The organism is Pseudomonas sp. NFIX49, from assembly GCF_900115915.1.
Lineage (GTDB): Bacteria > Pseudomonadota > Gammaproteobacteria > Pseudomonadales > Pseudomonadaceae > Aquipseudomonas > Aquipseudomonas pharyngis.
Genome location: NZ_FOYE01000005.1, coordinates 435497 through 453808, shown reverse-complemented (window position 1 = coordinate 453808; position 18312 = coordinate 435497). Strand labels below are relative to the sequence as shown.

The 18312-nt window shown below is 52.4% G+C and carries 15 protein-coding genes; 12 read left to right on the top strand and 3 right to left on the bottom strand.

The annotated features are described in order from the left end of the window. Window positions 1–6 precede the first annotated feature (6 nt). Window positions 7–903, bottom strand: a complete 897-nt coding sequence (locus BMZ46_RS16990) for a FitA-like ribbon-helix-helix domain-containing protein (RefSeq protein ID WP_074689820.1) — start codon at window positions 901–903, stop codon at window positions 7–9. 434 nt (window positions 904–1337) lie between these two features. Here BMZ46_RS16990 and BMZ46_RS29535 point away from each other — a divergent pair, with 434 nt between their 5' ends. The 7 genes from BMZ46_RS29535 (at window position 1338) to BMZ46_RS16955 (ending at window position 10813) form a co-directional block, all read left to right on the top strand. After that, window positions 1338–1928 carry a DUF6088 family protein gene (locus tag BMZ46_RS29535; RefSeq protein WP_074689822.1) on the top strand — a complete coding sequence of 197 codons (591 nt, stop codon included), beginning with the start codon at window positions 1338–1340 and terminating at the stop codon, window positions 1926–1928. A gap of 247 nt (window positions 1929–2175) precedes the next feature. After that, window positions 2176–3162, top strand: coding sequence for an AAA family ATPase (locus tag BMZ46_RS16980; protein ID WP_074689824.1), 987 nt, complete (start codon window positions 2176–2178; stop codon window positions 3160–3162). Between the two features lie 25 nt (window positions 3163–3187). Then, a complete protein-coding gene (locus tag BMZ46_RS16975) occupies window positions 3188–5614 on the top strand; it encodes a S8 family peptidase (protein WP_074689826.1) in 2427 nt (808 codons plus the stop codon). 222 nt (window positions 5615–5836) lie between these two features. Beyond that, window positions 5837–7543 (top strand): ATP-dependent nuclease, encoded by a 1707-nt coding sequence (locus BMZ46_RS16970; protein WP_074690205.1) that lies wholly within the window; start codon window positions 5837–5839, stop codon window positions 7541–7543. Continuing rightward, window positions 7536–8966: a UvrD-helicase domain-containing protein gene (locus BMZ46_RS16965; protein ID WP_074689828.1), complete on the top strand. Its 1431-nt coding sequence runs from the start codon at window positions 7536–7538 to the stop codon at window positions 8964–8966. Before BMZ46_RS16970 ends, BMZ46_RS16965 begins: the two co-directional genes overlap by 8 nt. 78 nt (window positions 8967–9044) lie before the next feature. Then, window positions 9045–10319 (top strand): YiiX/YebB-like N1pC/P60 family cysteine hydrolase, encoded by a 1275-nt coding sequence (locus BMZ46_RS16960; protein ID WP_074689830.1) that lies wholly within the window; start codon window positions 9045–9047, stop codon window positions 10317–10319. Between the two features lie 86 nt (window positions 10320–10405). Then, the gene (locus BMZ46_RS16955) at window positions 10406–10813 is read left to right on the top strand and encodes a hypothetical protein (RefSeq protein ID WP_074689832.1); all 408 of its coding nucleotides are present in this window, start codon (window positions 10406–10408) and stop codon (window positions 10811–10813) included. A gap of 212 nt (window positions 10814–11025) precedes the next feature. Here BMZ46_RS16955 and BMZ46_RS16950 read toward each other — a convergent pair whose 3' ends face one another. Together BMZ46_RS16950 and BMZ46_RS16945 are read right to left on the bottom strand one after the other, a co-directional pair. Further along, complete coding sequence (locus BMZ46_RS16950) at window positions 11026–11709, bottom strand: GNAT family N-acetyltransferase (protein ID WP_074689834.1); 684 nt, start codon at window positions 11707–11709, stop codon at window positions 11026–11028. 9 nt (window positions 11710–11718) lie between these two features. Continuing rightward, window positions 11719–12054 carry a hypothetical protein gene (locus BMZ46_RS16945; protein WP_046070196.1) on the bottom strand — a complete coding sequence of 112 codons (336 nt, stop codon included), beginning with the start codon at window positions 12052–12054 and terminating at the stop codon, window positions 11719–11721. 262 nt (window positions 12055–12316) lie between these two features. Between BMZ46_RS16945 and BMZ46_RS16940 the strand changes: the two genes are divergently transcribed. The 5 genes from BMZ46_RS16940 (at window position 12317) to BMZ46_RS16920 (ending at window position 18309) form a co-directional block, all read left to right on the top strand. Next, window positions 12317–13366 (top strand): adenosine deaminase family protein, encoded by a 1050-nt coding sequence (locus BMZ46_RS16940; protein WP_046070195.1) that lies wholly within the window; start codon window positions 12317–12319, stop codon window positions 13364–13366. Then, window positions 13363–13923, top strand: a complete 561-nt coding sequence (locus BMZ46_RS16935) for a non-canonical purine NTP pyrophosphatase (protein WP_046070194.1) — start codon at window positions 13363–13365, stop codon at window positions 13921–13923. Before BMZ46_RS16940 ends, BMZ46_RS16935 begins: the two co-directional genes overlap by 4 nt. Further along, window positions 13920–14714 carry an SIR2 family protein gene (locus BMZ46_RS16930; protein WP_046070193.1) on the top strand — a complete coding sequence of 265 codons (795 nt, stop codon included), beginning with the start codon at window positions 13920–13922 and terminating at the stop codon, window positions 14712–14714. The genes BMZ46_RS16935 and BMZ46_RS16930 overlap by 4 nt, the downstream gene beginning before the upstream one ends. A gap of 540 nt (window positions 14715–15254) precedes the next feature. After that, window positions 15255–15881, top strand: coding sequence for a DUF6338 family protein (locus BMZ46_RS16925; RefSeq protein ID WP_046070192.1), 627 nt, complete (start codon window positions 15255–15257; stop codon window positions 15879–15881). Window positions 15882–17109: 1228 nt separating this feature from the next. Further along, window positions 17110–18309, top strand: coding sequence for a Fic family protein (locus BMZ46_RS16920; protein WP_239065528.1), 1200 nt, complete (start codon window positions 17110–17112; stop codon window positions 18307–18309). The last annotated feature ends 3 nt before the right edge of the window (window positions 18310–18312 follow it).

The window sequence follows — 18312 nt, the reverse complement described above, 5'->3', positions numbered from 1 at the left end:
CTTACATTATGAAAGCAGGTGATCGCTTTGTTTTGGGCTCATAAAGGCATGTTGTTGCTTCCAGTCAATGCTGGAAGGCGACTTACCTGCGCGCAGTGGGTATAGCCAGGACGCCTTACTGCAGTGCTTGAGATCAAGGTAATAATTGGGGTGGTGGTCCCACATCGCAGATTCATCAATCGGCGCCTCACAATTGTATTCGTTGAGCTGCAAGTTTTGATTCTCATTAAGAAAGTTGATGAAACCTTCTAGGCAGCTATGGCCACCGCCACCCATACGACCATTTAGATAAAAGCGCCCGCTATACCCTGCGGCAATGCTTAGTTTGTCGTCCCTGCATCTGAACATCAGTAAGGTACCGTCATGCCGGCTTAAATTACCTTCGGCATCCTCAGGGGGGCAAAGTCGGACCAGCTTGATATTGTTACCAGTGCCTCTGCTAGCAGGCTCGAAAAACTCGCGATAGTCCTTGCCAATTTCTGGGTATGGAAACATAGAGCTAGAGCCACTGATAAGCCACTCCAGACTGCACCCGTAGCGGTCGGCAATACGTCTCGCCAAATCAAATGGTAGCGCTTCACGACCGTCGATGCAGTTCATTAGCGTTGCCGGCGACGGTTCCCCCAAAGCCAAGGCCAAGTGAGGCAAATCGCTGCGCTCGCTCCAGGAAAAAACGTTGTCTTCGCGCAAGCGCGCAAATAGCTTTTGCAATCGCTGGCCTGTAGAGCGCTGCCAGGATTCGCACAAGGAGGCCGCCCCAGGCTCGGGCGCTTTGATAGATTCAAGGTAGCGCGCCAGACCAAACCGGGTTTCCCCCTCTAGCGAGCGTTCATGCCTAGCAGCTGACTGTAGCAGCAGCTGGTGCAAGTTATCAGGGAAATCGCGAACGCTTAATCTGGCCATGGACGATACTCGCTGTCATTTTGAGGGCATTTTGCTTGCTTGTCGGCATAATAGCGACAAAATGACGGCATGTACTACCTTTTATGATTTGGCTTGGATAACCGCCTTGGTGGGGCCAATAGCAGATCGAGTGAGAGGCGGGTTTGCGTCCGCCGTACTCTTGCCGAGGTCTATGCCGAATTTATCCGATTGCCAGCTCACTGCTGCACTCTCAAAGTGGCGTAACGCCCGCACTTGCAACGTTTTGAGAGTTGCTCTATGTCAGTGACATCTCGGCCTTAAGGGCAATTCCGAGTGAGCGTAAACATATGGCGGCCGTCGTGCTCCAGACGCCTTGAGCCGATTTATGGTCGGGAATGATGAGTACTTGACCAATGTCAGATATAGATACAATCTTCTGACATTAAAGAAAGTCGCGAGAGTTGCTTATTTCTATGAAGACCCTCCCTGAATCGATCGTAGAGCACAGCCGACGTCTGCCTGAGGGCGGCTTGCTGAGCGCCAAGGAGTTTCTGCACTTGGGAAGCCGGGCCGCCGTAGACCAGGCGCTGTCACGATTGGCGAAGGCTGGGCGGCTTATCCGTGCGACTCGTGGGCTTTACCTAGCGGCCATCACCGATCAAGGTAGGTATCTAGCGCCAGCGATAGACAAGGTTGTCAGTGCTCTAGCCTCGAAAAATCAGGAAGAGATCGTCCTTGATGGGGCGCGTTCCGCAAACATGCTGGGCCTGTCGGCGCAGGTGCCCCGTGGGGACGCGTTTCTCACCAATGGGCGCGCTCGGACGCTTCAAGTGGGAGAAGTAACGGCTGAGATCAGACACGCCCCCCTTTGGATGTTAGCGCTTGGTTCCACGACCGCCGGGGCTGTAATTCGAGCCTTGGCTTGGTTGGGAGAGCGGCGTATAGGTGGGGTAATGGAAGCGCTGCGTAAACAGCTGGCTCCCAGCGACTGGCATGCGTTGAGCTCGGTGCGGTCGATATTGCCATCTTGGATGGCTCTTGCAATCGGTCGAGAGGTGGGATGACAGGTTGCAGCTCGGCGGAATTTCGGGAGGGGCCATTTAAGACCACCCCCACATGAACTAGGCTACGCCGCCATGCAACTGCCCGACTCCAAGTGTTAGCACGTATTTCTACAGGTGTTGAATTGGGAATGGAGTGCCTGATTATGAAAATCAAAATGCGAGAAAAGTTATTGGTAATTATGTAGTCATGACAGGAGAGTCAAAGTCTATATGGGTATGTAAATCAATAACTTAGAAGGTGGTGATTATGGCAAATGGTAAAATTCTCCGTCAGTTGTTCCGAGCAGGAACCGCTGGCGATGCCGATGCGTTTCGTCTTGCCTCTAAAGCAGTTATCGAGGAGGAGCGGCAAAAGCAGCATCACCTTCTGGCTAACGATCTGGAGCAAATCCTTTACGGCAGCGATTTGAATCTCAAGTCATCCAGTAATGCGTCTCGAGTTCACTACGACGTACCCGTAGACAAGGAGCGTGGTTTACCACTTCTTGATATAAGAACTCCAAAGCGGTCTCTTGATGAAGTGATACTTCCCCCCAGCAGTTCCGCTGCATTGGAGGAGATCCTTGAGGAGAACCGGCGTGCTGATGTGCTGCGCAGCTACGGCATGAAGCCTGCGGGCAAGGTGATTTTCTTCGGCCCACCCGGCTGCGGAAAGACGCTTGCTGCAGAGGTCGTGGCCTTCGAGCTTGATCGACCTTTAGCTATCGTCCGCTTGGATGCATTGATGTCCTCGTTCTTGGGCGAAACGGCAGCCAACCTTCGTAAGGTCTTCGATTTTATTGGCCAACATCCGTTTGTTGTTCTCTTCGATGAGTTCGATGCCATCGGTAAAGAACGTGGTGATAGTGGCGACCATGGCGAACTAAGACGTGTTGTGAACGCGGTCCTTCAGATGATGGACTCATACGAAGGTCTTAGTTTGATCCTGGCGGCTACCAACCATGAGAAGATCTTAGACTCCGCCATTTGGCGGCGATTCGATGAGTCGATCGAGTTTCCGCTTCCGGATGAAAAGCAGTTGAAGGAGATCTTGTTGCTGAAACTGCGAGGGATCCGTCGTCAATTCGAGATTGACGACAAAGAAGTATTGAAGGAGTTTAAAGGTAAGAGCGGCGCGGATATCGAGCGGGTTATTCGCCGCGCCGCCAAACGGATGATCCTGCGAGAGCAAGAGTTTCTGACCATCAAGGAGCTTAAAAGCGCTCTTGTGCGGGAGGACCTCAGAAAGTCCTAAAACATAAATTTTCAAGGAAGAAGCTGTGGCAACCTACAAGCATCTGAGTATTACACGTGAAGTTCTGGATAACTCGCGTCGGACCAAAAGCCCCCCTCACTTCGTCACCCGCGAAGATCGGCTTGGTCACGGTCAAAAGCTCAACGGTTACTTCGCCACAGCGGAGGGGCTGGCCAAGAAGCAAATTGGCTCTTCAGACAAATCTCCTTACGTTCTAAAGCTGGAGTACGAGGGCGCATTGACCTTCGCCAACCTGAATACGCATGGGTTGGAGTTTATCAGCCAAGAAGGCAAGCAACTCTGCGTAGTGTTCGCGAGCGAAGAGGGTTTGGCAAAATTTACCGCCCATCTACAAAAGCTGGGTGTCATGGACGCCAACTTGACCCATCGCCAGATTCTCGAGGCTATTGCAGGTGTAGATGCGTGGTCCGCAGAAGATCGGAAGAGTTGGGCTCTTAAGAATATAGGGTTGCCAGACACCCCCACCTTCAAACTCGATATCGAACTGTGGCCTATTCAGGTTGCGCATCACCCAAGTCGTGTTCAGCTCACGACCTCTTTCGAGAGCTGGCTAGCCACCGAGCACATCAAGAGGCTCGACAGAATCAATCTGGACAGCCTGCTCATGTATCGGGTCGAGGTCACCCCCCAGCAAGCTCAGTTGCTGCTCAACCAGCGCGATGTTCGTCTGGTGGATCTCATCCCTGCCACTGGCATTAGCATTCAACAGCTGAACCGAGACATCAATGAGTTGCCTCTCAACATCCCGCCACCCCCTAATGACGCAGCCCGCGTTTGCATTCTAGACAGCGGCATTAACGGGAATCATCCCCTCCTGAAGCCAGCAATGGCTGAGAGCGCCTCGTTTGTCGATGAGGAGGGGGATGCAGATGAAGCAGGTCACGGGACCGCTGTGGCCGGCGTTGCCCTGTATGGCGACGTGGAGGGTTGTAACAACTCGAATTTCTGGAAGCCGGAGTTCTGGCTCTTCAATGGAAAAGTCATGAAGAAATGTCCGCATACAGGTAATGCGGTCTACGACGAACTCACTCTCGAGGTATCGCTGACGAAGGCTGTAGAGCATTTCGTCGAACTCGGATGCCGGATCTTCAACCTCTCGCTGGGCAACAATAATGCTCCCTACGATGGTGCGCATGTCAGAGGGCTAGCCTATATCCTGGATGTCCTTTCCCGGCGGTACAACATCTTGTTCGTAGTCTCTACGGGCAATTTCTGTGGCTCCGAAAGCCCACCAGTCCCAACCAACAGTTGGCGCGACGAGTACCCGGAGTACCTAATCGCTGCCCAGAGCGCCATCATCGACCCCGCACCTGCAATGATGGTGTTGACGGTGGGGAGCATCTCCCGACACAACTCTACGATTGACAGCCAGAAGTATCCGGAGATTTACCATCTTTCACCTGCATCGGAAAACCAACCATCTCCCTTCACTCGGCACGGCCCGTCGGTAAAAGGGGCGATCAAGCCCGAGCTCGTTGCGGCCGGCGGCAATCTCGCCAGCCCTATGAGGCAAGCAAACGCACAATGGGCGCCGCACATGCGAGGTTTGGGCGTGTTAACGCTCAACCACCAGTGGACGGGGAATACGGTTTTCAAGGAAATAAGCGGGACCAGCTTGGCGGCGCCGTACATCACTCACCTAGCCGGGCGCCTGCTGAACGCTTACCCGACGGCGTCTGCGAATATGCTTCGAGCAATGCTGGTGAATCAGGCTTATCTGCCGGATGCGGTCACCTCGACGTTTTCGGAGGAGTTTCGAAAGAGCTACAAGAAGGCGAAAGCCACCTGGAACCGCGACGTAGAAAGGGATGTGGCCGGCTATGGTGTGGTGAGTGAGGCTGATCTTTTTAGGTCTTCCGATAACGTCGTGGTGTTGATGTCAGAGGAAACTATTGAGAACGACGGATGCCAGTTCTTCGAACTGCCGTTGCCGGAGGACTATTTGCGCTCCGCTCGAGGGACCAGAGAGCTTTCAATAACACTGGCTTACTCGCCAGTAGTCAGGACTACCCGGATTGAATATCTGGCTACCCAAATTTACTACCGCTTGGTCACTGGCACCTCGCTGGAGGAGGTACAGAAACACTTTAGCCAGGAGATGAAAAAGAAGACGGAGGTACTCAAAGAAGCCAGGGACACAAATCGCGACATTCCCGCCCAAATGAGAAACCATGGCACGGTTCAGTCTTCTCGCTGGACGTTCAAACAAGGGAAACCCGGAGAGAAGTGGTTTGTGGTCGTAGTCAGGCAAGATCGTGACTGGAATCCCTCGGCCGCAGAAAAGGAACAGTATTCTCTGGTGGTTACGGTGGCCGACCGCGACAACGAGCGGGCTCAGCTCTACACCCAAATCCAGACCCGGATAAATGAGCAGGCTGTGGTCAGGGAGCAGCAAAAGGCCAAGATGACTGCTGTTCGATTGCAGAATTGAGAGTGATCGATATTCGCTGTGATTCCTCTCCAGTAGGTATCCCTAAGCCTTCGGGGTAATGCGATCTTCGACGCATGCGTACGGCGAGTTCCCCGGCTCGCTGGATGTCATCTATGATGGGTAAGGCGAATGGCCACTCCTCCAGCTTTCCTTGAGAGCCAGGCGAGGCGCTACAAATGGATTTCGCCTCACTCATAGATGACGTTCAGAGGATACCGGTCGGTGAAAATCAGAAAGATCGTGATCAAGAACTTTCGAGGGGTGAAAGCGCTTGATTGGAACGTACCAACAGCCGACATTCTTTGCCTTATAGGCAAGGGCGACTCCTCAAAGTCCACAATCCTAGAAGCCATCCGGTACACGTTCTATCCCCAGTGGAATCTTGCTCTCAGCGACTCAGATTTTTACCAATGTAAAATCGCTGATCCCATTGTCATTGAGATCACAATCGGGCATTTGGCAGCTGACTTCTGTGCACTCAATAAGTACGGGCTTCACCTACGGGGCTGGGACGCTGCAGCTCAGAAGCTTCATGACGAGCCAGATGATCATTTTGAAAGCGTAGTGACCGCCCGGCTTACCGTCGAAAAGGACCTGGAGCCGAAGTGGACAGTCGTGTGTGATCGCAATCCTGACGGAGTGCAGTTCAAGCAGGCAGACAGAAACAAGGTCGGCGTGGGCCTCATCGGAGTATTTAGTGAACGAGAGCTTTCCTGGGCAAACGGAACTGCTCTTGCCAAGCTGACCGTGGCGCAGAGCTTGAGCGAGCTATTGGCCAATGCATCGAGGACCGCGAGAGGTTCACTCGATGTCGACCGCGCTGTCACCCTGACAAACTTCGACAATGCAGCAACCAAATCACAAGAGATTGCGAAGCTCTTGGGTGTCCCTGTACTTGATGCCTATAAGGCCCATCTCGACTTGGCGTCCATCAACCTGAAAGTTGGCGGTCTTTCCCTGCATGACGGCGAAATCCCATTACGCCAGTTAGGTCTGGGATCTCGCCGAATGCTTCAGTGTGGAATCCAGAAAGCAGGTCTGGAGGAAGGCCATATCACGTTGTTCGATGAGTTGGAGTTCGGCCTCGAGCCCCATCGCATTACGCGTCTCATCAAGCACATTAGGGAGGACAAACGTGGGCAGTATTTCCTAACCACTCATTCGCCCATGGTGCTTCGCGAACTCACGGTGCAGGACCTTCATATCGTCCACAGCAAGGGCGGGGTCGTGACGATCGTCTCTGCTGCCGAGAAGGGCCTCGAAGAGCATGAGGTTCAGGGGAAGATTCGCTCTAGCGCTGAAGCATTCTTGGCCAAAAAGGTCGTCGTATGTGAAGGCGCTACCGAGGTAGGTTTCATAAGGGGCTTTGACGATCACCAACTCGAGAATGGGCAAGATCCATTGTCGTATCACGGTGTGGCGTTGCTGGACGCCAAGGGGGCCAGCAAAGTGAAGGGCATGGCCATTGCCTTCAAAAAACTTGGCTATGACGTGTCGGTGCTAGCTGATGGCGATGCCGAGAAGCAGTTCTCAGCCGCTGATGCTGCTGGGCTTGTGGCGTTAGGAATTCCCTCCTACGTCTGGAGCGACAAACTTTCGCTTGAGGAACGGGCTTTTGCAGATCTGCCCTGGGCTTCCGTACTTGCCAGTTTGACGCTTGCCGGAGTCGAACTTTTCTACTCGGTATACGATCAAGTGCGATCGCAGTATCAGGACGTGCTCGACCCTGACATCAGCGAGTGGCGGGATAGCCCCAAGCTGCGGACTGCAATTGGTGCTGCAGCAAAGAGTGCGGGGTGGTTCAAGGACACTACGAGAGGCGACCAGTGGTTCAAGTCGGTGAGTGCTGCTTTCAACGATCCCGTGTTCGGCAAAACAAATCTCGCCGTAGAGTTGGGAAGGCTTTGGGAGTGGGCCAAGCGTGTCTGAAGACCTCGCAATCAAGCTCAACGACTGTACCTCCAAGGGTTATGTAATCGCGCCAGCGGGGTTTGGAAAGACTCACCTCATCGCAATGGCGGTGCGAGCGTCCAGCGGCCGGCAGCTTATCCTGACGCACACCTTTGCTGGCGTGAACTCGATAAAAATGAAGATGGCAAACTTGGGCGTTCGCGGTTCCCAGTACCAGGTCGATACGATCGCGAGTTGGGCACTTCGCCTCTGTTTGGCATATCCGAAGGCATCAGGGTGGAAAATTGAAAACCCGACCAGCAAACAGTGGAGTAAGTTGTACGAGTGCTGCACCCGTTTGCTGGGCAAAAGGTTCATCCGTGAGGCGGTGTCGTCAAGCTACATAGGTCTCTACGTCGACGAGTATCAAGACTGCTCAGACCTGCAACACGATCTGGTGTGTAGCCTGGCGGAGTTCCTCCCAAGCCGGATTTTGGGTGACCCCCTGCAAGCCATATTCGATTTTGACGACGGCAAGCCCGTTGATTGGGAAGCCAGCATCTATCCCGAATTTGATTGCTTGGGACGGCTGGAGGTGCCTTGGCGGTGGATCAACGCGAAGAGTCCGGCCCTCGGCGAGTGGCTAAAAGAGTCAAGGCGAAAGATTGAGCTCGGCCAAAAGATTGACCTTCTTGCCAAACTGCCACCAAGCGTAATCAGTGTCCACACCCAGCCCGAGTATCTAGCCGCTAAACAGTACTCAGCGCTCTGTGGGCTGTTGAACCATAATGAGAGCGTCATCGCCCTGCACGGTGGCGATCAGCAGTCCAAGAACAAAACGCACCTCTTGGCGAAATCTATGGCCGGACGCTTTTCGTCAATCGAGGAAATCGAAGGGAAAGATCTGCACTTATTCCTTAAAAAGCTTGCGGCAGCAAAGACTGCTCAGGCGGGCTTTCTCCTTGCCCTGAAGTTCGCAACGAAGTGCTTCACAGGTGTAACTCGCACGCTAACTGCAGGCACAAAGCGTGGTGAGGTTACCAACCTTCGCAAGACAACGAAGTACCCACTCGTGCTTCAAGCCGCGAATGACTATTTGTCTGACCAGTCGAGCAGCTATCTCAAGGCATTTTTCCAAACCTTGAAGAGCAACCCTGAAACATCAGCCTATCGCCGTGACTTACTCTATCGTTTCTTGAACGTGCTCAAGATTCATGTTGATGGTCAAGCTACGACGCTCGTGGAGGCCGGTATTCTTTACCAGCGCGAGATGAGGCACTCGGGGCGGCCGATCAGCCATCGTAAGCTGATTGGAACCACATTGCTGGTCAAGGGCCTTGAATATGATCACGCCGTCATTCTTGATGCCGACTCGCTTGATGCGAAGGATTTGTACGTCGCGATGACCCGAGGAGCGAAATCTCTAACCATCATCGGGACAGCTCGGCATCTACCTGCTTGAATACCTATTCAGTTTTGAACATTTTGGATCGGTCACCAATATCCATCGTTCAGTACCTGCACAGGAGCAGTATTCAATATGGAAGGCGAGATGAATGAATTGGAACTGAGACCGCGGGTGTTCGTCTCCGACCTCATCCAGCTCGGCGATATTGTCCTGACAACCACGCCCGACCCCATGAGCAAAACGATCCGTAAGGCCATTGGTGCGGACATCTCTCACGCTATGATTTGTGTGGGGAAGTCGAGTGTGATCGATTCTACTGGTGACGGTGTACATGCACGCAATCTCGAGCGTCTGATACTTGAGCCAGGCTGCGCTGGTCATGTTCTTCGTCCGGTTGCACCCCTGACTACTGACCAACTGCACTCTATTATCGCCTTCGCCAGAGCTGCGGTTGGTACTCGATACACCAAGATCGGCGCCGCCAAGAGTGTATTGGCTGGTTTTGTGGCCGGTCGGAGGCAGTTCTGCTCGCGATTGGTCGCGCAGGCTTATCACAGGGCCGGGGCGAACCTAGTCCCGGATGCTGACTTTTGCCATCCAGGGGAGTTACTGAATAGCGCGGCGCTTTTTGAGGTTCCGAATGTACTGAGAGATCTCAATGCGGAAGAAGAGGCTGGCTGGCGTGAAAATGTTGACCACGTGCAGGTTATGCGGGATTCAACCAATGTCTTGCTTCGGGAAGCCCGAATGCTGTCCTCTGAGATTGAATCACTCAACGACATTGATGCATACCTAGTGGACCATCAGGAGGCAGATGATCACCTAGTAAAAGCTCTGAGAGCTTCAAGGTATCTGGAACTGTGGAAGGATGAGTTTGAAAGGAATGCTTGGCAATATCACGTCGCCTTCATGGAGGGATACAAAAGCTCGGCGGAGCACAAGCAGAGATACTGTGAAGAGCTGCTGGCAAGCGAAAAGTTAGGGCAAAACCGTTTTGTCCTGAACCATGCGGGCTACGTGACTGTGAACGCATTGCATCCGCGCCAATATTTCGCTCTGAAGATAAAGCTTTACGAGCTTTTGACACAGCTACATGATCGTCGCATTAGGGCAGCAACTACTTGGCTTGAGCGTAAGGGGCTGCTTAAGCCAGAGCCTCGCCCGCTGCTTCGTCCGCACACGCTGGAATGGTTCGCTTCGCTGCGTGAGTGGGACCCAAAGCAGGCTGCGATGACGGAAGCGGCCATCCGGGTAGCCGGAAGTTTGGATGTGTGCACTGTCTGTGCAGACGAGCCAGTCTGCGATTATGTCCTCTTGAGTGTTCCACCGGCTGGACCTGGGACGTGTCGACTTTGCGATGACTGCTTTCATATCCGCTCCATTGACGAACCAATGAGGACTTTCTAGCCGTGGAGTAGTTTCATGTCAGCACGTGGGTCACGTTTTCAATCAGTGCCAACAGAAGATACTCAAACAAGCTTAAGAGCGGAAATATGGAAATTTTTAGCGTGATAGCCGGTACTTTCGGTAGAATTTTCGGAAAAATAGCTACACCTTACATAAAGAGCATTTGGTATCGAATCAGAGGCGAAAAATTTTGTAAGCGAGGTAAGCCTAAATACGAAGATGTTATATTCTCCATTGCGGATTACAAAAAGCTTTCAAATTTCATAGCTAGCAACGATGAGGGCATCGTGTTCCTTGACCTCACGATGGATGAAGACAGTTTTCGAGGCGACACTGAAAGTACGGCCCCTTACTTTGTAGCTTTTGAGGATTGCTTTGAAGAACTTGAGGTAGGAGAAAGTCCTTCAATTTTCAAATGCACCGGAACACAGTTTAACGTCCACATATCCCACGTAGAAGGAAGCTGTTTTTTTACTCGCAGCGAGGGTTTATAAGGCTGAGGGGTTACTTCGTGATAATAGGCTACTCCAGACCTTATCAAGGCCTAATGGATTGCAACCTTAGAGGCGTAAGACACGAAGATATAAAAGTGTAGTTTTAATAAGCAGTCAACACCAACTACCCTTTGCCATTTAACCAGTGCTGAAAGCGTGGCAGGTATCCGACTGGACGGGTCCGTAGTCCCTGCCGGCGCGCTTAGCCCTTTCTACCTCCCAAGCCGTTCTTTCACAAAATTATCGGCTTGAAGAACCCGCTTGGACACATGGCGTTCAAATTGCTGTATGGCGTAGCGCATCTCTTTTTTACCCCAACGCTGCTCCAGTTCCATTTGACGTTTCCGCGCCTCAGGTGATCCGAGGATCGATCTCGAATCTATGAGCAATATCTCTCCCTCAGTAGCCTCTTGTGTTCTGGTACTCATCGCGACTTGAGAGCTGTGAGTGCCAACCACGCTAAATCCCATACTCTCGTAAAACTCTACATTTGAGACTGAGCAAGTCAATTCAGCATGAGGATAGCGATCAAGCATCGCGACTAGCAGGTTTTTCCCAATCCTACGTCCTTGATGAGTACTCTTCACCGCCATGTAGCAAACACCGCAAGCGTCGGTCTGCCTCATCACCGGAAGGTAGAGTAGAAACCCAACGACCTCATCTCGCTTCAATTCGTCAAAAGCCAAGAGCAGTTCGACTGGGGCATTAGCGTATCCGATTCGCTCGATGTACAACTCGACCTCACGTACGAGCGCCCACTGGTAAAGGCTATAGAACGCGTTGCTGGCAGGAATCGCGTCAAGCCTCAGGTCAGTGCAAAAAGATGCGGCAAGTTTCAAAACCTGATCAACTGCGGACTTGTCTGGGCATGCTTGGTGATACAAAACGATGGACATCTTATTCCTTTAAGATCTTTTGGATGCGGCTTGGGATGGGGTCAGGATCGTTGGACTGTCTTCGACACCTTGAGCCAGCCGCTCAAGCCCTACTCGGTTGAACGGAAGTTCCACTCCCTGAAAAGCTTCGACCAGTCGGCGCTGCAGGTCGGCTATAGTGGGAAGCTCCTGGTATGCCGTACCAATTCCCCAGCTACCGTCCAAATTCGCGAAATAGGTCGCCAACTCTTCATCGTAACCTACGACGCCATGAGCCTGCCAATCGAAGAATCCGTAGCCTTTCTGATCTTCGATCTCGTCATCATCCAGTGCCGTGAAAATGCTGCCAAATGCAAATCGAGACATCACTACTCCATTTCACTTCATAGACAGCTGGCCGATTAGTCATCGCTGTCTTGTTTAAAAAGCAGCCTACAACATGACCTTGCGATGGTGCTATGAATCAGTAGGCGCCCTTGCAAGCCGTAGCCGTAAAAATGTTGAGCCAGCGACACTAGACGATCTACCTGACCAACTGGTACATAGGATGGCTTTTTGAGATTATCGTAAACAGAAACGCAGTCGGGCGGTGTAGAACTAGGCTCATTACAACGACAAAGGATAGCGCTTGAATCAGTGCCAGATGGATCTAGCAACGACGCCAAATGGGGTCAATGGCCATGAGATTGCACACGAGAGCTTGGTGTTGGAACCTAGCGAGTGTGATCGTGCTGAACTGCATGTACACATGAACGGAGCCATCCCGATATCGACGATCCAAGACATTTTTACGGATGAATTAACTGAGCTGCCGTCTGGTTTCCTGATTGAGCGGGACATGTTGCGACACACACCGTGTCAGTCGCTGGCGTCATACCTGACCCCTTGGCAGGTCTTGCGGCTCTTCCCCAAAAGACGCGAGAACCTGGATCGCCTTTCCTTGGCAGTCGTCGCGAACCTCGCGCAGAACAACGTGCGCTTTGTAGAACTCCGAAGCAGCGTTTTATACCTTGCCGCTCTGCAAAATTGCTCGCCCGCTCAAGCCTTGGAGCGCCTTTTAGAATCGTATAGAGCTGCATCCGACCGCTTCGGTATGCGTCTGGGCTTGGTCCTCACGGTGACACGCGGCGATTACAGTTTGGTTGGCCTAGCTACCCTTCTACAGGCCTACCAAGATCTCGGTGAGCCGGATGATGTGGTGGGGCTAGATCTGGCGGGCGATGAGGAGATTGCGTATCCAGCCGAATTACCGTCGCTATTTCGGAAGGCGAAGGATCGATTCGGACTCGGAATCACCATTCATGCGGGCGAAACTGGTCGCGTGGAAAACGTTCGGTCAGCCGTGGAGTTGTTTGGCGCAGATCGTATTGGCCATGGAACAGCTGCTAGCAAGGATCCTCACCTGCTAGATCTCCTGGCACGACAGGATATTTGCATCGAAGTATGCCCAATCAGCAACAGGCTCACCGGAGCTGTTCCTGTCGACGAGGCCCATCCTCTGTTGGAGTTTCGGCGCCACCAGGTTCCTTTTGTAATTTGCTCGGACAACCCAGCGATTCATCAGCGAGGCCTCGCAGATGATCATGCGACGGCGATGACCGAGGGACTCTCCGCCAGTGATATTTCCGAACAGTTCGACGTCGCGAAGCGGTACTCATTCATAGAGGGTCTAAATTGAAAATCCGTTTCATGTCCGGAAATCAGCACAAGGTCAACGAGGTGCAGCGAATTCTTTCCCCTATCGGAGTGGAAGTCGTGTCGGTGTCACGGAAAATTGAAGAACTGCAAACCGAGGATGTCCACCGCTTGGTGCGGGACAAGTTGACCAAGGCATTTGAGGCTATAGGTCGCCCGCTTTTCGTCGAGCACACAGGGCTCTACCTGAGCGGTCTCAATGGACTTCCTGCGGGTCTAACCCAGATATTCTGGGACAAGCTGGAGGCAGAGCGATTCGTCAAGCTTGTAGCGGGTCTCGAAGATGCAGCAGTGACCGCAAAAACAGTGCTCGGGTATTGTGATGGGCGCCAGATTCACCTGTTCGAAGGCTCCATCGAGGGAACTGTGCCTCTTGTACCGGCCGGTCCAACTGACTTTCAATGGGACTGCGTTTTCGTCCCGAACGGGCACACCCAAACTTTCGCTGAGATGGGACCGGCCAAGGACGCTATTTCCATGCGCCGCAAAGCACTCGATCAGTTCGCCGAATATCTCAAAACTTGTGAGGGCGTAAAATGAACGCTGAGTTGCTACGCGCGCACCGCACCGGCAAACTCATGCTTTTTGTAGGTGCTGGGGTGTCTGCCAATCTAAGCCTGCCTACTTGGGGCGAGCTTATCGCACGCATTGCCCAGGACTTGGGATACGATCCGAAAATCTTCTCCACTTACGGAACACCGCTTGCACTTGCGGAGTATTACAAGAGGAAAAAAGGTACTCTTGGGCCGCTTCGGAGCTGGATGGATCGCGAATGGCACAAGCACAGTACAGATATCTCCACGTCCGAAATCCATCGACTGATTACCCTCGGACGATTTTCACGGATCTACACCACCAACTATGATCGATGGCTGGAAATGGCCCACGACAAGTTCGAGGTACCATACGACAAGATTGCAAGCGTTGCCGACCTAGTATCTGCCGCTGAGGGCCGGCGTCAGATCGTAAAATTCCATGGGGATTTCGATGACGAGTCATCAATCGTTCTCGACGAAACCAGTTACTTTCAGCGATTGAATTATGACTCTCCGCTGGACATCAAGCTCAGCAACGATGTCTTGGGGAACTCTGTTCTCTTCATCGGATACAGCATTTCGGACATCAATATTCGACTTCTGTTTTATCGACTGACGGAGATGTGGGGGCGCTCCGCATTGCCATCCGCCAGACTAAAGTCATATGTATTCACGAATCGGCCGAACCCTGTTGCTCAGGAAGTGCTGGGACAATGGGGAATAGAGATGATCGTTTCGGAAGAGGATGATCCAAAGAAAGCGCTCACGAATTTTCTTCAGGAATTGGTGAGCTAAGAGAATTGGCGGTCTCATCAGCGGAAACTGCATAGGAATGTGGATGAAAGCCGTGTACTTCAGCAGCGCTTCCAGGCATGGCGCGTTGAAGCTGACAGACGCATAGCAGACGGCTTAGCAATGACCAATTCTATAAGTAGCGGCTCCGCGAACACTCTTGGTGGGGGCTTCGCAAGGGCTGCACATTAGTCGAGCGGGTTGAGCTCGAAGTGGCGTTCGAGCGCTGCTTTTTTGAACTCCCGCCTGACAGCCATGGCTGTTGGCGCTGATACGATTTTGACCCAGCCTGCCGGACTTCGTTGACCCACCCGAAAACTCAGCAAACGAAGACCTCGCGCGGGATTTAAAAGGGTGTGTTTAGGTCAGTCAAATTCAGCAGCCTGGGTCAAAATCGTATCCGCGCCAACAGCGCAAGGCCTGCGAAATGAGTTTTTATCAGACCTAATCATGCTAGCAGGGGCGTTGATAGGGCAATATCTGCTCAGCTTGCATTGACCGACTTCTGACGACGACAACAGAACCCAATTAAAAAGGACTGATATGGATATTTGGGCAGCCAACAAGCTTTTCTATTTCATCGCTTTCGTCGTTCCCGGATTCATCAGCCTGAAGATGTACGCGCTTCTTCAGCCGACGCAAGTCAAAGACTCAGCGCAACAATTAATAGACGCCGTCGCCTATAGCTCCATCAACTACGCGCTGCTATTGGGGCCGATTTACGCAGTAGAGAACTTCAACCTCAGAGCATCCTATCCAACGCTTTATGTGTTGTTTTACATCCTTGTAGTGCTGGTTGCTCCGATTGCTTGGGCATGGGCCTTTCTATGGCTTCGCAAAACCCAGCTGCTGCAACGATCGCTTGCGCACCCCACGGGAAAACCTTGGGATTTTGTGTTCAGCCAGCGAGGTCGCTATTGGGTGATAGTGACCTTGGTTGACGGACGTCAAATCGCGGGCCGCTTCGACACAAAGTCTTTTGCTTCGAGCAGTCCGGCACCGGAGCAGATATACCTCGAAGAGGCATGGGTTTTGAGCGAGGGAGGGGGATTCGAACGAAAGAGAAATGACTCCGCCGGTATCATCATACTTGCCAAAGAAATAGCTACACTTGAGCTCTTCAACCTCAAAGACGCTGAGGAAAATGAAAATGTCGAACAAGAAAAATGACTCATCTGAAAGAGTTGCCCCTCCTTCCAAAAAGCGCGATACAGGTCGCGTAAGTAACGGTTATATACCTATTCCAACAAGCGAGCGTGCCCCAGCACCACCACCTAAAAATCCATAAAGGTTTGTTGAGTAAATTCCAGATAATCTTTAGACAGCGGAGCGACTATTAATGTCAGACAAGCAAAAGAACGGCGGTACAAGCGGATCAGGTAATGGCGGACGGCAAGAGTTTAGGGATGGATACTCTCCAAAACCCACCAGCGAAAGTAAATCGGTAGCTCCTCCACCAAAAAATCCTTGAGAAAGGTATAGGAAATGACTGACAAAAACGAAAATGGTAAGCCAGCTCCCGTGCAGGATGGTTTGCAAACTAACGGCTATGTTCCCCAAAGACCGACTTCGCAAGCAGTGGCCAAGCCTGTCGCGCCCCCTCCGAAGCAACCGTAAAGCTTTCTCGACTTGCTGATGTTGTGGTTATGAGAGTTTCCCAGCATCCAGAGTGGTACTGGCAGCGGGCAGTACCTTTTATCCGCAGATTACCGTTCACGATGATCTGCGGTCCGCCCTTGGTTCTCAGAAGGACGGTTGGGGTATGGCATTTTGGTTTGGGTCTTGTGACGGCTGCCTGGGAGGTCGTCAGCCGAAAAAGTGTTTTAACAGAAGATCCACGCGCTGTGCTGGATGCGATGCTCCGAGTGAAGGGCCGCGGGAGAACTGATCGACGTGGATGCGCGGATAATAGCGTCGACGGAACGGCAAAATCTGCATTGGTTGTGGACCGGGTGGTCCCGGGGTTTGGCAGGTCAGGCCCCGAGCACGTCTCGATCATCATTCTCACTGTGCGTGAATTACAAGCGTCAGTATTCAATTTGTGTCGTTAAAATTCATTAAAATCATATGGTTGCGTAATTCCGACAGACTTTATTTAGTAGGTCACACGGTAAGGCCTTAAAAAATGCGGGATGCGACAGACTTTATTTCTGATTAGCCCGTCGGCTAATCCCAGTAATTGCTGGGCTCGATCCGACAGACTTTATTCCGTAGGATCAAATTATTCGCGCTCTTGTGCAGAACACAGATACACCGCAGCAATTCCTACAGAAAATCCGCAAAAAAATCCGCTAACTACACCCATTAATGAAATCTCCTACATTACTCAAGGCTAGGTAATTAAAGGCTTTGAGCGTAATCTTGAATTCGCAAAAAAATCCGCGATTCTGGAGGTTTGATGAGTGCTGAATCTGTCTTGGGAAACCATTGGCTCGAGCCGCTCATGCCTGTATTTCCCAGCGAAATATTGCAACTGGCCGAGCAAGTGCCCTTTCAGGCGGGAAAACTCAGCGCCATGGTTTCTCCCCCCATGCTGCAACGCGTCGGCGGCCTACTGCGTGTCACCAGCAGTTTTTACAGCAACCTGATAGAAGGCCAGTTCACGGAGCCAGTGACGCTTGCCCCGACAGCTCCAAAACGTCACCGCAAAGAGCTCACAGAGCTGGCTATGACGCACATCGGCACACAGCAGGCATTTGAACGAGCACTGACTATGCATAAGGACCTGTCATGGGAAACCCTGTTCAGTCCGGCATTCGTTACGCGCCTGCACAAGCGTCTTTTTCTCGGTGCTTGCGACGAGCAACTGAGCCTGAGTGACGGGAGTCAACTGGTGCCTGGTCAACTGCGGGATGTGGCGAGTCAGGAAGTGCTTGTCGGCAATCACGCGGCCCCCTCCTGCCAATCTGTATCGCCCATGCTTAACCGGATGCAGCAGGTATACGGTCGTTTGCCGGACGCTCGGAGTCGACTGCTTGCCGTCATGGCTTATCACCATCGATTGGCCTGGGTGCATCCTTTCGTTGACGGAAATGGACGAACAGTCAGGCTGGTGACGCATCTCCAGTTGCAGAAACTTGGGCTGGTTTCGCCGCTCTGGTCCTTATCCCGCGGGCTTGCTCGACAGCAGGCGTCCTATTACGCCCGGCTGGCCAACGCCGACAAGCCGCGTCGTGGGGATCTGGATGGTCGTGGTCAACTGACGCAGGCCGGTTTGTTCGAATTTGTCGGTTTCATGCTGGAAACCTGTCTCGACCAGATGCGTTATACAGAGCAGGCGTTGAACATCTCCAATATGCGCGAAAGGTTGCATACCATTTTTGCTTGGGACGAGCGGATCAAGCGAGAGGGAATCAAGCTGGAAACAGCCCGTGCTTTGCATGTTCTGCTGACGCAGGGCACGTTGAGCCGCGCGGATTTCAAAATCTTCACGGGATTGTCCGATCGGGTGGCAACGGATCAATTGAGAAGTCTCGTACAACTGGGTCTGGTTCAGAGTGCGACACCCAAGGCACGTGATCTCTATCCGGGTTTGCCGATCTGGTTTGCTCAACTGTTATTCCCTGACTTGCATCAGCGGATGAACGCCGCGGTTTAGGAG